Source organism: Streptomyces sp. NPDC041970 (assembly GCF_055588985.1).
In genome coordinates this window covers 60,943-73,242 of sequence record NZ_JBVJCD010000031.1, presented here as the reverse complement: position 1 = coordinate 73,242, position 12,300 = coordinate 60,943, and the positions used below count along the sequence as shown (strand labels likewise).

Sequence of the window (12,300 nt, the reverse complement as noted above, 5' to 3'; positions counted from 1 at the left end):
CCACGACTCCCTCGCTCCCCCCCCCCCCCCCCCCCCCCCCCCCCCCCCCCCCCCCCCCCCCCCCCCCCCCCCCCCCCCCCCCCCCCCCCCCCCCCCCCGCTTCCGCGGAACGGAGCGGTCAGGCCCTCAGCGGGCCATCTCCTCCTTCAGCGCCTGGACGAACGCGTCGACGTCGTCCTCGCCGGTGTCGAAGGAGCACATCCAGCGCACCTCCCCTGCCGCCTCGTCCCAGAAGTAGAAGCGGAAGCGCTGCTGGAGCCGTCGGCTCACCGCGTGCGGCAGCCGGGCGAAGACGGCGTTGGCCTGGACGGGGTGCAGGATCTCCACTCCGTCGACCGCCCGGACCCCCTCGGCGAGCCGCCGGGCCATGGCGTTGGCGTGCCGGGCGTTGCGCAGCCACAGGTCGCGGGCGAGCAGCGCCTCCAGTTGGACGGAGACGAAGCGCATCTTGGAGGCGAGCTGCATGGACAGCTTGCGCAGGTGCTTCATCGCCCGGACCGCGTCGGGGTTCAGCACGACGACGGCCTCGCCGAACAGGGCGCCGTTCTTCGTGCCGCCGAAGGACAGCACGTCGACGCCGACCGTGTTGGTGAACGTCCGCATCGGCACGTCCAGGGACGCCGCCGCGTTGGCTATCCGGGCCCCGTCGAGGTGCACCTTCATGCCGCGCTCGTGGGCGTGTGCGCAGACGGCGCGGATCTCGTCGGGGGTGTAGACGGTGCCCAGCTCGGTGTTCTGGGCGATCGAGACGACCTGCGGCATGGCGCGGTGCTCGTCGTCCCAGCCGTACGCCTGCCGGTCGATCAGCTCGGGGGTGAGCTTGCCGTCCGGGGTGGGCACGGTGAGGAGCTTGAGGCCGCCCATCCGCTCGGGCGCGCCGCCCTCGTCGACGTTGATGTGCGCGGACTCGGCGCAGATGACCGCGCCCCAGCGGTCGGTGAGCGCCTGGAGGGCGAGCACGTTGGCGCCGGTGCCGTTGAAGACCGGGAAGGCCTCGGCGGTGGGGCCGAAGTGGCTGTGCATGACGCGCTGGAGGTGGCCGGTGTAGTCGTCCTCGCCGTAGGCGACCTGGTGGCCGCCGTTGGCGAGGGCGATGGCCGCGAGGACCTCGGGGTGCGCGCCGGCGTAGTTGTCGCTGGCGAAGCCGCGCACCCGCGGGTCGTGGTGGCGTCGGGCGTCGGTCCTCACGGTTGCGGGGTCAGCCACAGGCGCTTTCCGTTCACTTCGGGGGCGGGCCGGTCCCAGACGCCGGCGATGGCCTCGGCCAGTTCCGTGACGTCGGTGAAGCCCGCGAACTTCGCATTCGGGCGCTCGGCGCGCATCGCGTCGTGCACCAGTGCCTTGACCACCAGGATGGCAGCAGCGGTACGGGGGCCGTCCTCGCCCCCCGCCTTGCGGAAGGCGTCGGCCAGCGCGAGCGTCCACGCCTCGGCCGCCGCCTTCGCGGAGGCGTAGGCGGCGTTGCCCGCGGTGGGCTTGCCGGCCCCCGCGGCGCTGATCAGGAGGTAGCGGCCCCGGTCGCTGCGCTGGAGGGGCTGCTGGAAGGCGAGCGAGGTCGACTGGACGGTGCGGATGAGCAGCTTCTCCAGCGCGTCCCAGTCGGACAGGGCGGTCTCCTCGAAGGAGGGGCTGCCGCGCCAGCCGCCGACGAGGTGCACCAGGCCGTCGATCCGGCCGAACTCGGCCTCGGTGCGCTCGGCCCACTCCCGTGTCGCGTCGACGTCGAGCAGGTCGACGGTCTCACCGGTGACGGTGGCGCCGCCGTGGGCGTACCGCGCCGCGTCCACCGCCTCCGCGAGCCGCTCGGGGTTGGCGTCGCAGCCGACGACGGTCGCGCCCGCCTCGGCGAGCCGCAGCAGCGCCGCGCGTCCGGCGGGCCCCGCCGCTCCGGCGACCGCCACCACCGCGCCTTCGAGCGCCCCGGTCCCGCCGCCCGTGCCGATTCCGTTCATGGCCACCGCCTCCTCGGGAGAATGGTTCACGCGGCTGCCCGCTCGTCGTTCGCCGCGGTGATTCCCCTGGTCGAGGCAATCACGTGCTTGAGCTTCTTGGCGAGCGCCTCATAGAACATGCTCAGGGGAAACTCGTCCGGCAGCACCTCGTCCACGAGCTTGCGGGGAGGCAGTGCGAGGTCCAGGGCGTCGGGGCCCTTGGCCCAGCGCGATCCGGGGTGCGGGGCGAGGTAGGTGGAGACCAGGTCGTACGCGGCGAACCAGTGGACCAGCTTCGGGCGGTCGATGCCGTCGCGGTAGAGGGTCTCGATCTCGGCGCAGAGCTGGTTGGTGACCTGCGGGGCGCGCTCCCAGTCGATGGTGAGCGTGTTGTCGGTCCACCTGACGACGTCGTGCTTGTGGAGGTAGGCGAAGAGCAGTTGTCCGCCGAGGCCGTCGTAGTTGCGCACGCGCTCGCCGGTGACGGGGAAGCGGAACATCCGGTCGAAGAGGACCGCGTACTGCACGTCCCGGCCGTGGGGGTTGCCCTCGGACTCCAGTCTCACGGCCTCCTTGAAGGCGGTGAGGTCGCAGCGCAGCTCCTCCAGGCCGTACATCCAGAACGGCTGGCGCTGCTTGATCATGAACGGGTCGAACGGCAGGTCGCCGTGGCTGTGGGTGCGGTCGTGGACCATGTCCCACAGGACGAACGCCTCCTCGCAGCGGTGCTGGTCGCCGATCATCTCGCGGATGTCGTCGGGCAGCTCCAGGCCCAGCAGGTCGACGGCGGCCTCGGTGACGCGGCGGAAGCGGGCGGCCTCGCGGTCGCAGAAGATGCCGCCCCAACTGAAGCGCTCGGGGGCCTCGCGCACGGCGATCGTCTCGGGGAAGAGCACCGCGGAGTTGGTGTCGTACCCGGCGGTGAAGTCCTCGAAGGCGATGCCGCAGAAGAGCGGGTTGTCGTAGCGCTCGGCTTCCAGGTCGGCGAGCCACCGGGGCCAGACCATCTTCAGCACGACCGCTTCGAGGTTGCGGTCGGGGTTGCCGTTCTGCGTGTACATCGCGAAGACGACGAGGTGCTGGAGGCCGTCGACGCGGTCGCGCGCGGGCTGGAAGGCGAGCAGCGAGTCCAGGAAGTCGGGGACGCGGAAGCCGTCGGCGGCCCAGCGGCGCAGGTCGGCCGCGAGCGCGCGGTGGTAGTCGGCGTCGTGCGGGAGCAGCGGCGACAGCTCTTGGACGGCGTGGACGATCCGTTCCACGACGCGCTCCGCGGCCGCGGGGGACGGGGCGTTCTCGGCCTCGAAGTCGATCGACCCGTCCTCGGCCTGCCAGGGGCGGATCTCCTCGACAGCGCTCTTGAGCGCGGGCCAGGCCGGGTGCTCGACCACCCGCTGAGCGGTAGACGTCGCGCCGTCGGTGGCGTCGCGCACAAGAATTTCCGTCATGACACTTCCTTCACGGGAGAACCTCGCGTTCCGTCACCGTATCCGCGCGGGCTCTCTCCCCACAAGTGGAGGCCCGAAAATTATCCTGCGTACCCCCCTTGGTCACCGCTGTTTTTCCTGTCGTACCCCAGACCGGCGCGCAGTTCCCGTTGCCGTGGCCGGGTCCGGTCGACCCGGCCCGCACGGCCGCAGACAACGCGGGCCGCGGCCACTACCCTCCGCAGTGCCGCATCGCCGTGCCGTCGGCCGGGCCGGAGCAGCCGGCGGGCAGCCGCCGGCGGAAACGAGGACGCCGTGTCTTTTGTCACCCTGGGCCATCGCGGAGTGATGGGGGTCGAGCCCGAGAACACCCTGCGCTCCTTCGTCCGCGCGGAGGCGTCCGGAATGGACGCCATCGAGCTGGACCTCCACCTCAGCAAGGACGGGGCGCTCGCCGTCATGCACGACGCGACCGTGGACCGCACCACGGACGGGACCGGCCCGATCGCCGCCCAAACCCTGGCCGAGCTGCGCGAGCTGGACGCGGGCGGGGGCGAGCGGGTCCCCGTGTTCGAGGAGGTGCTGGAGGCCGTCGCCTCCCCCCTCCAGGCCGAGATCAAGGACGTCGCGGCCGCCCGCGTGCTGGCGCGGGTGATGGTGGAACGCGACCTCGTCGGCCGTGTGGAGGTGTCCTCGTTCCACGACGAGGCCGTCGCCGAGATCGCCCGGCTGGTGCCCGGCGTGCGGACGGCCCTGATCGCGAGCCGCTGGGGCGCGGACGTGGTGGAGCGGGCGAGGGCGGCGGGCGCGGCCACGCTGGCGCTGAACATCCGCCGCCTCACCCTGGAGGTCGTGGAGCAGGCGCACGCCGAGGGCGTGAAGGTGATCGGCTGGGTGGTGAACACCCAGGACCACCTGCGGCTGGCGCGGGCGCTCGGCCTGGACGGCGCGACGACCGACTTCCCCGAGATCCGCCGCGCCGGCCGCTTCACCGCCTGAGCCCGGCCCGTCGCCCCGTGCGGACGAATCCTCAGACGCTCTTGACGAGCAGCTCGAAGGCCAGGTCGTCGCGTTGCGGGACGCCGAAGCGCTCGTCGCCGTACGGGAACGGGGTGAGCAGGCCGGTACGGCGGTAGCCGCGGCGCTCGTACCAGGCGATCAGCTCCTCGCGCACCGAGATCACGGTCATGTGCATCTCCGCCACGCCCCAGGTCTCCTTCGCGATGCGCTCCGCCTCGGCGATGACCGCCTTGCCGAGCCCGCCGCCCTGCAGCCCCGGCCGCACCGCGAACATCCCGAAGTAGGCGGCGTCGCCCCGGTGTTCGAGCTGGCAGCAGGCGACGAGGTCGCCGTCGCGCTCGACCGCGACCAGTCGGCCGTCCGGAGCGTCGAGCACCTCGCGCACCCCCCGCTCGTCGGTCCGCTGCCCTTGGAGGATGTCGGCCTCGGTGGTCCAGCCGGCCCGGCTGGAGTCCCCCCGGTAGGCGGACTCGATCAGGGCGACCAGCGCGGGCACGTCGTCCCCGGTCGCGTCGCGGAAGGTCAGCCGGTCCGATGCCGGGGGTGTGGCGGTGCCCATGGTGGAACTCTCCGTCTCTCTGCGGCTGTCCGTGCGGCCCTGTCCGGTGCTGCCGTCCGCACGGTCGCCCGAGCCTAGCGCGCGCCCGAGCGCCCCTCCCGAGCCCCGGCGCACCCCTGTCGCACCCCCGCGCGCCCGATTCGGCGGCGGCCGCCCGGGCATCGATCAGTCGACCCGCGAGAGTGCCGTACGTCGAGGGGGGCGCGCCGTGCACCAAGGGGCCCTGGCCGGGTGGCTTCTGACGGCGCTGTGCGCGCTGAGCGGCGCCTACTGCCTGCTGCGCGCCCGCGACGGGACGCCGGACGAGCGCCGCGCGGCGCGGGGCGAGGCGGTGATGGGTTTCGGGATGGCCGCGATGGCCGTCCCGGCGGCCGCGCTGCCGCCGCCGGACTGGGCCTGGGCGGTTTACGCCGCGCTGTTCGGCGCGGCCGCGCTGCGGTCGGCCCGGCCGGCCCTGCGCGGCGGGCACCACTCCCACCACCTGCTGGGCTCCCTGGCCATGGTCTACATGGCCGTGGCCATGGCGCCGGGGATCGCGGGGAGCGGCGGGGGCGGGCACGCCGGACACGGGGCGCCGGGGGCCGGGGGCGTACCCGCGCTGACGGGCGCCCTGCTCCTCTACTACGCGTACTACGTGCTGCGTTCCTCCGGACGCCTGCTTCCGGCGGCCGTGCCGGTCGGCGGAGGGGTGCGAACGGGCGGTTTCGGGAGCGGCACGGACGGCGGGGCCGAGCTGACCGCCGCCTGCCGGCTGACCATGGGCCTGGCCATGGTCGCCATGCTGCTCACCCTGTGAGACGGAATGTGGGACGGAAACCGCTTTCGACCGTGGTCTGCGTCACTTGGCGTCCGCGGCCGTACCCGCGGCGGACCCCGCCCTCATAGTCTGAGGCCATGCTGGTCTCCCTCGCGCTGCTGCTGCTCGGTGCACTGACCGCTCTGGTGACCCCGCGCCTGATGGCGCGCGCCCGGTGGCCCGAACGGGAACCGGTCGTGGCGCTGTGGGTGTGGCAGTGCGTGGTGGCTGCGGTGCTCCTCTCGTTCGCCCTGTCGATGACGCTCAGCGCGGCCGCCGCCTGGCAGGCGGTGCGGGGCCACGTCTTCGCCCCGGCCCCGCGCGCCGTGGTCGAGGCGTACGCCCTGGCCGCGTACGGGCCGTGGTCGGCCCTCATCGCGGTGCTGCTGGCGCTGGGCGGCCTGTGGAGCGGGGCGATGCTCCTGCGGGAGATCCGGCGGGCGCGGCGGCGGCGCGAGCGGCGCCGGGCCGACCTGCTGGTCAGGTCGCCGCTGATGCCGGGCGAGGAGTCCGGCGCCGACCGTCTCGTGGTGCTGGAGGGCGAGCGCCCGGACGCCTGGTGGCTGCCCGGCTCCGCCCCGCGTCTCGTCATCACCACCGCGGCGCTGGGCCGCCTGAAGGGCCGCCAGTTGGACGCCGTGCTCGCCCACGAGCAGGGTCACGCGCAGGCCCGGCACGACTGGCTGCTGCACTGCTCGTCGGCGCTGGCGATCGGCTTTCCGCAGGTGCCGGTGTTCGCCGCGTTCCGCGACGAGATGCACCGGCTGGTCGAGCTGGCCGCCGACGACGTGGCCTCGCGCCGCTTCGGCCGGCTCACGACCGCGCTCGCCCTGGTCGGACTCAACGAGGACCGGGGCGTGTTCGGCCCCGGCCCGACGCCGGACGCCCAAGTCCCGCGGCGGGTGGACCGGTTGCTGGCCCCGGTCGATCGGCTGACGGCGGGCCGGCGGTTGCGCCTGACGGCCGCCGCGGCGCTGGTGCCGGTCGTGCCGCTGGTCGTGGCCTTCGGTCCGGGTCTGCGCGCGCTGGGGTAGCCTCCGGTCCGCCGTCCAACGCGGGCGGCCGGGCCAGGGGCCGCGCGCCCGCCGGACTGCGCCGGGTTGGCCAACTCGCGGCCTCCTCCGGGAGGATCGCCCCATGCACTCCCCCCACCTCGCCCCGCCCCGCCGCCCCGGCCGCCCGTCGGCCGCACTCCGGGTCGGCGCCGTCGCCGCCGCGGCCGCCCTCGTCCTGCTCGCGCTGGTCGCGGCGCGCTGGTCCCCGTTGATGTCCCTGGACCGCACGGTCGCCGAGGCCCTGCACCGGCGGGCGGTGGCCGAGCCCGGCCTGGTCCACGCCAACCGGATCCTGACGGACTGGGTGTGGGACCCGTGGACCATGCGCGCCCTGATCGCGGTGGCCGCGGTCGCCCTGTGGGTGCGGGGCGCGCGGCTGCTCGCCCTGTGGACGGCCGCGACGAGCCTGCTCGGCTCGCTCCTCCAGCAGGGGCTGAAGCACGTCGTGGACCGCGAGCGCCCGCAGTGGCCCGACCCGGTGGACTCGGCCCACTACTCCGCGTTCCCCTCCGGCCACGCCATGACGGCGGTGGTGAGCTGCGGGCTGCTGCTGTGGCTGCTGCGGCTGTACGGAGCGGGGCCCGCGGTGTGGGGCGCGGCGGTGGCCGTGGCGGTGGTCTCCGCGGTCGGCGTGGCCGCGACCCGGGTGTACCTGGGGGTGCACTGGCCGAGCGACGTGGTGGGCGGCGCGCTGCTGGGGGTGGCCGTGGTGGCGCTCAGCACCGCCGGGTACGCGCACCGCGCACAGCACGCCGTGTCCGCCGGGGCCGACCGGCCCCCGCGGGCCTGACCGCCGGGCGGCCCCCCGCGCCGGGCCGGGGTGTGAGGCATATCCCGCCGCGCGGGGGGTACCGCGGGCGGGTCGTGGCCGTAGCCTGGTGGGCATGTCCCCGATGTCGTCGTCGTCCGCTTCCGTGCGTTCCGCAAACGAGGTCAACGCGGAGATCCGTGACCTGTGGCAGCGCTCCGAGGGGTGTCTGAGCCCGCAGGACGAGGCGGAGTACCAGCGTCTGCTGGTCGAGTGGGCCGCCGCCACCGGCGCGGGCGTCCGCACCGGCGTCTGAGCCGGGGCCGCGGCCTCCGCCGGCCCGGCGTCGCCGCCGCAGCCGGCGAAAGAGGGCGCGCCCGATCCGGCGATCCCCCGCGTCGCCGGATACGGGCTGCCCCCGACCAAGCCCGCGGGGGCGCGGCCGGGGCGCGCCGGGGACCGGACGTTCGGGGTCCGCCGGCGCAGGGCTCCAGCATGTCCCCACCCGGCTCATCGGTCAATGAATTTCCGTCGGCGCACGCACCGGGGCCGGTGCCGTACGGGCGGGGGACCGCCTCGCAGGGCACCGGCCCGGAGTGCCGGAGGACGTACCGCACGACCCCTGACGGGTCAGCGGTCGAAGTAGTCCGGCTGCGTCTGCACGTTCAGCTCGTCCAGCCTGACCCGCTTCGCCGGGTCGGTGCGCCGGTCCTCCAGCTTCAGCACGTCGAAGCCCTTGGCGATGTCGCTGGAGTAGATGTGGCCGTTGTAGTAGTACGCCGACCAGGGGCCGGCCGTGGTGACCTGGTCGAGGGTGACCGGGCCGCGCTCGAAGAAGGCGATCTCCCGCGGCTTGGCGGAGTCGGTGAAGTCCCAGACCGAGATGCCGCCCTGGTACCAGGCCTGGACCATCAGGTCGCGGCCCTTGACCGGGATGATCGAGCCGTTGTGGGCGACGCAGACCTCGACGTCGGCCTGGTGGCGGTCGATCTTGAAGTAGCTGCGGAAGACCAGCTTGCGGTCGTCGCCCTTGCCCACGATGTCGTAGATGCCGTCGGCGCCCCGCTCGGGCCCGATCTCGGCGTTGCAGGTGGCCGCGCCGCCGCCGCCCAGCTCGTCGGTGAAGACGACCTTGTCGGCCTTCTGGTTGAACGTCGCCGAGTGCCAGAACGCGAAGTTCACGTTGTCCTGGACCCGGTCGATGATCTTCGGGTTCTCCGGGTCCTCGATGGAGAACAGCAGGCCGTCGCCCATGCAGGCTCCGGCGGCCAGGTCCTCGGACGGCAGGACCGTGATGTCGTGGCAGCCGGTGGTCTTGGAGACGCCCGGGTTCTCGGGCGCTCCCGGATTGCCGCCGTCCGGGAAGAGCACCGGGAAGTTCACGATCCGGGCCTTCTGGGGCGCCTTCACCGGCACCTTGATGACGGAGATGCCGTCGTGCGGCGGCCGGCAGTCGGGGAACGCGTCGTTGGGGGCGTACGACGAGACGTAGACGTAGACGTTCTTGCCGTCCGGCACCAGCGTGTGGGTGTGCGAGCCGCAGGCGGTCTCGACGGCCGCGATGTACTGCGGGTTGCGCTTGTCGCTGATGTCGAAGATCTTCATGCCCTCCCAGGAGGACTTCTCCGTGGCGGGCTGGGACGTGCTGGAGCACGAGTCGTCGCTGCGCGAGGAGTCGGTCGACAGGAACAGCAGGTTCCCGGAGACCGAGATGTCGTTCTGCGAGCCGGGGCAGAGGACCTGGGAGACCGTGCGCGGCTTCTTCGGCTTGCTGATGTCGTAGATGACGAAGCCGTCGTAGTTGCCGACGAAGGCGTACTTCCCCTGGAACGCGAGGTCCGTGTTGGTGCCCCGCAGGGCGGCCTTGGGCACGTTCGCCAGGTGCTCGATGTTGGCGCTGTGGACGATCTCGTCCACACCGGGTATGTCGCCGCCGGCGATCGCGGCCTTCGCCTCGGCCTGCTGGCTGGTGGTGACGGAACCGCGTTCGGCCGGGGCGTCGCCCGGATCCGGGGTCGCGGCCGCTGTGGTGGCCGTCAGCAGCGTGGCGAGGAGCCCGGCCGCGGCTGCTGCCGCGCCCAGACGTCTGCGCCGCACGCGGGTGGTGTGCAACGAGGTCACTGCGTCCTCCCTTGTATCCGTTCGGGGTCGAACGGTTCACGGACTCCGGCAGTATCGTCCCTCCCATGTACACATCAACAGATGGCAACAGAGATGTAATGAAAGTTTTTGATCTTCGGCCCGTGGAAGCGTGTTAGGACGGTCTGCAACGTTTCCCCTGGCCCAGGAGGTCGCCGTGTTGATCCACCGCCGGTCCGCACCCTCGCGCGCAACCGCTCTCGCGGCGGCGGCGGTCGTCGCCGTACTCGCGCTCAGCTCCTGCGACGCGGGCGGCGGCGACCGGGCGGCGGGAGCGGACAAGGACGCCGGACCGGGCGTGGTGGCGCCCGGCCGACCGGGCGAGCCCGCGCGGACGCTCTCCGCCGAGGAGGCCGCGAAGGAGACCGGCCGGGACACCGCCAACTCGGCCGACTTCCGTTACGCGCACATGATGATCGCGCACCACCGGCAGGCCCTGGTGATGAGCGCGCTCGTCCCCGACCGGGCCGCCTCCGCCTCGGTCAAGCGGCTCGCGGACCGCATATCCGCGGGTCAGAAGCCTGAGATCGGGGCGATGGAGGGTTGGCTGAAGAGGAACGGCGGGGACGGGCGGAAGCAGCGCCACGACCACGCCCAGATGCCCGGCATGGCCACCGAGGCGCAGGTGCGCAAGCTCCGCGCCGCCGAGGGCGAAGCCTTCGACCGGCTCTTCCTCGAACTGATGATCACCCACCACCAGGGGGCGGTCACCATGGCGACGGAGGCGCTCTCGGAGGGCAACGACGTCATCGTCGAGGAGATGGCGAACGACGTGGTGGCCCAGCAGACCGTGGAGATCGACCGGATGCGCGCGCTGATGTCCTGACCTCTCACCCGCCCCGTACGGCCCGGCGGTGCGATGCTGAGGGGGAACCTCGGGGAAGGTTCGGGGACGAACCCCGGAGAAGAGGTGCGCCGTGCTCCGTGTCGCCGTCGTCGGTTCCGGACCCAGCGGGGTCTACACCGCCCAGGCCCTCCTGGGGCAGTCGCTCGTCCCCGACGTGCGCGTGCACGTCCTGGACCGGCTGCCCGCCCCGTACGGGCTGGTGCGGTACGGGGTCGCCCCCGACCACGAGAAGATCAAGTCACTCCAGAACGGGCTGCGCTCGGTGCTGGAGGACGAACGCGTCGCCTTCGTCGGCAACGTCGAGGTCGGCGGCCCGGACGGCGTCCCGCCCGCCCGCCTCGCCGGGCTCTACCACGCGGTCGTCTACTGCGTCGGGGCTGCCGCGGACCGCCCGCTGGCGGTGCCGGGCGAGGACCTGCCGGGAAGCTTCTCCGCCACCCGCTTCGTCTCCTGGTACAGCGCGCACCCGGACACCGCCGCCGACCAGTTCACCCTGGACGCCCGCTCCGCCGTGGTGATCGGGGTGGGCAACGTGGCCGTCGACGTGGCCAGGGTCCTGGCGCGCGGCGCCGAGGAGCTGCGCGCCACCGACGTGCCCCGCGCCGCGCTGCGCACCCTCGCGGACAGCCGGGTGCGCGAGGTGCACATCACGGGGCGGCGCGGCCCCTCCCAGGCCCGGTTCACCACCAAGGAGCTGCGCGAGCTGGGGGCCCTGCCCGGCGCCCGCGTCGTCGTCGACCCGGCGGAGCTGGCACGCGATCCGGCGTACGCCGACCCGGACGGCCCGGACGGCTCGCCGCCGCCGCCCGCCGCGGTACGGCGGAACCTGGAGGTGCTGCGCGGCTGGGCGGCCGCCGGGCCGCCGGCGGGGGCCGACGCGGCGCGCCGCATCCGGCTGCGGTTCTTCCTGCGCCCGGTCGAGCTGCTGGAGCGCGGCGGACGGGTCGCCGGGGTGCGGTTCGCCCGGACGGCTCCGGACGGCTCGGGGGGCGTGCGGGACACCGGTGCGTACGAGGACGTCGAGGCGCAGCTCGTCCTGCGGGCGGTCGGCTACCGCGGGGTGGAGCTGCCCGGTCTGCCGTTCGACCCGGTGCGCGGGACCGTGCCGCACCGGGAGGGGCGGGTGCTGCGCGACGGGGCGCCGTCGCCGGGCGAGTACGTGGCGGGATGGATCAAGCGGGGGCCGACCGGGGTGATCGGCTCGAACCGCTCCTGCGCCAAGGAGACCGTGGCCTCGCTCCTGCACGACGCGGCCCTGCTGGAGCGGCGGCCGGCGGCGGACGACCCGCTGGCGGTGCTGCGGCGGTGGGGGGTGCGGCCGGTGGAGTGGGACGGCTGGCTGGCGATCGAGCGGGCGGAGGCGGAGCTCGGCCGCTCGCTGGGGCGCGGACCAGTCAAGATCCCGGACTGGCCCGGTCTGCTGGCGGCGGCCCGGAACGCGGACCGCTGAGCGGGGCCGGCATCGCTCACGCCCGCTCCGCCACCACCAGGCGGGCCCTGGGGCTGCCGTCGGGGCGCCGCCCCAGGTCGGTCAACGGCAGCAGGCGCACGGCGAATCCGGCCTGGGTCAGGTCCTCCAGCACGTCGGCGAGCCGGAAGGTGCGGTAGTACATGATGAACTTCGGACGCCACAGGGCGTTGCGCACCCGCATCGCGGCGTCGAAGCCGAGCAGGGACCAGTAGGGGGGGGGGGGGGGGGGGGGGGGGGGGGGGGGGGGGGGGGGGGAAAGCCTGGATCCGATTCAGGGGCATCCCCACCCCTCCTCGGAGGAGGCACAGGC

General features: G+C 73.7%; 12 protein-coding genes and 1 pseudogene. 7 read left to right on the top strand and 6 right to left on the bottom strand.

Translation table 11 applies throughout. The features are described 5' to 3' along the window. Window positions 1-126: 126 nt before the first annotated feature. The 3 genes from ACZ6EJ_RS17200 to ACZ6EJ_RS17190 are packed head-to-tail and all read right to left on the bottom strand — an operon-like array spanning window position 127 to window position 3,376. Window positions 127-1,188, bottom strand: coding sequence for a threonine aldolase family protein (locus tag ACZ6EJ_RS17200; RefSeq protein ID WP_469267927.1), 1,062 nt, complete (start codon window positions 1,186-1,188; stop codon window positions 127-129). Beyond that, complete coding sequence (locus ACZ6EJ_RS17195) at window positions 1,185-1,952, bottom strand: SDR family NAD(P)-dependent oxidoreductase (protein WP_469267925.1); 768 nt, start codon at window positions 1,950-1,952, stop codon at window positions 1,185-1,187. Before ACZ6EJ_RS17195 ends, ACZ6EJ_RS17200 begins: the two co-directional genes overlap by 4 nt. A gap of 26 nt (window positions 1,953-1,978) precedes the next feature. Continuing rightward, window positions 1,979-3,376, bottom strand: coding sequence for a DUF6421 family protein (locus tag ACZ6EJ_RS17190; RefSeq protein WP_469267924.1), 1,398 nt, complete (start codon window positions 3,374-3,376; stop codon window positions 1,979-1,981). A gap of 294 nt (window positions 3,377-3,670) precedes the next feature. Here ACZ6EJ_RS17190 and ACZ6EJ_RS17185 point away from each other — a divergent pair, with 294 nt between their 5' ends. After that, window positions 3,671-4,354 carry a glycerophosphodiester phosphodiesterase gene (locus tag ACZ6EJ_RS17185; RefSeq protein WP_469267923.1) on the top strand — a complete coding sequence of 228 codons (684 nt, stop codon included), beginning with the start codon at window positions 3,671-3,673 and terminating at the stop codon, window positions 4,352-4,354. Between the two features lie 31 nt (window positions 4,355-4,385). Here the strand turns inward: ACZ6EJ_RS17185 and ACZ6EJ_RS17180 are convergent, their stop codons facing one another. Further along, a complete protein-coding gene (locus ACZ6EJ_RS17180) occupies window positions 4,386-4,934 on the bottom strand; it encodes a GNAT family N-acetyltransferase (RefSeq protein WP_469267922.1) in 549 nt (182 codons plus the stop codon). Window positions 4,935-5,142: 208 nt separating this feature from the next. On the opposite strand from ACZ6EJ_RS17180, the gene ACZ6EJ_RS17175 reads away from it, so the two are divergent. From ACZ6EJ_RS17175 to ACZ6EJ_RS17160, 4 genes are all read left to right on the top strand, one after another. Beyond that, window positions 5,143-5,730 (top strand): DUF5134 domain-containing protein, encoded by a 588-nt coding sequence (locus ACZ6EJ_RS17175; RefSeq protein WP_469267921.1) that lies wholly within the window; start codon window positions 5,143-5,145, stop codon window positions 5,728-5,730. A 98-nt stretch (window positions 5,731-5,828) separates the two neighbouring features. Continuing rightward, the gene (locus ACZ6EJ_RS17170) at window positions 5,829-6,764 is read left to right on the top strand and encodes a M56 family metallopeptidase (protein WP_469267920.1); all 936 of its coding nucleotides are present in this window, start codon (window positions 5,829-5,831) and stop codon (window positions 6,762-6,764) included. Window positions 6,765-6,867: 103 nt separating this feature from the next. Continuing rightward, on the top strand, window positions 6,868-7,575 hold the full coding sequence (locus ACZ6EJ_RS17165) for a phosphatase PAP2 family protein (protein ID WP_469267919.1): 708 nt from the start codon (window positions 6,868-6,870) through the stop codon (window positions 7,573-7,575). A 94-nt stretch (window positions 7,576-7,669) separates the two neighbouring features. Next, a complete protein-coding gene (locus ACZ6EJ_RS17160) occupies window positions 7,670-7,849 on the top strand; it encodes a hypothetical protein (protein WP_469267928.1) in 180 nt (59 codons plus the stop codon). Between the two features lie 314 nt (window positions 7,850-8,163). Here the strand turns inward: ACZ6EJ_RS17160 and ACZ6EJ_RS17155 are convergent, their stop codons facing one another. Beyond that, window positions 8,164-9,654 carry an LVIVD repeat-containing protein gene (locus ACZ6EJ_RS17155; RefSeq protein WP_469267918.1) on the bottom strand — a complete coding sequence of 497 codons (1,491 nt, stop codon included), beginning with the start codon at window positions 9,652-9,654 and terminating at the stop codon, window positions 8,164-8,166. A gap of 157 nt (window positions 9,655-9,811) precedes the next feature. Between ACZ6EJ_RS17155 and ACZ6EJ_RS17150 the strand changes: the two genes are divergently transcribed. Both ACZ6EJ_RS17150 and ACZ6EJ_RS17145 read left to right on the top strand, forming a co-directional pair. Continuing rightward, the gene (locus tag ACZ6EJ_RS17150; protein WP_469267926.1) at window positions 9,812-10,498 is read left to right on the top strand and encodes a DUF305 domain-containing protein; all 687 of its coding nucleotides are present in this window, start codon (window positions 9,812-9,814) and stop codon (window positions 10,496-10,498) included. A gap of 91 nt (window positions 10,499-10,589) precedes the next feature. Beyond that, window positions 10,590-11,969, top strand: coding sequence for an FAD-dependent oxidoreductase (locus ACZ6EJ_RS17145; protein WP_469267917.1), 1,380 nt, complete (start codon window positions 10,590-10,592; stop codon window positions 11,967-11,969). A gap of 16 nt (window positions 11,970-11,985) precedes the next feature. Here ACZ6EJ_RS17145 and ACZ6EJ_RS17140 read toward each other — a convergent pair. Next, window positions 11,986-12,300, bottom strand: a pseudogene (locus tag ACZ6EJ_RS17140) (hypothetical protein); the annotation flags it as partial.

Bases quoted from the DNA above. Each gene is read 5' to 3' on its own strand.
- ACZ6EJ_RS17195 (WP_469267925.1), bottom strand. From the start codon at position 1,952: ATGAACGGAATCGGCACGGGCGGCGGGACCGGGGCGCTCGAAGGCGCG.
- ACZ6EJ_RS17160 (WP_469267928.1), top strand. From the start codon at position 7,670: ATGTCCCCGATGTCGTCGTCGTCCGCTTCCGTGCGTTCCGCAAACGAG.
- ACZ6EJ_RS17190 (WP_469267924.1), bottom strand. From the start codon at position 3,376: ATGACGGAAATTCTTGTGCGCGACGCCACCGACGGCGCGACGTCTACC.
- ACZ6EJ_RS17170 (WP_469267920.1), top strand. From the start codon at position 5,829: ATGCTGGTCTCCCTCGCGCTGCTGCTGCTCGGTGCACTGACCGCTCTG.
- ACZ6EJ_RS17165 (WP_469267919.1), top strand. From the start codon at position 6,868: ATGCACTCCCCCCACCTCGCCCCGCCCCGCCGCCCCGGCCGCCCGTCG.
- ACZ6EJ_RS17180 (WP_469267922.1), bottom strand. From the start codon at position 4,934: ATGGGCACCGCCACACCCCCGGCATCGGACCGGCTGACCTTCCGCGAC.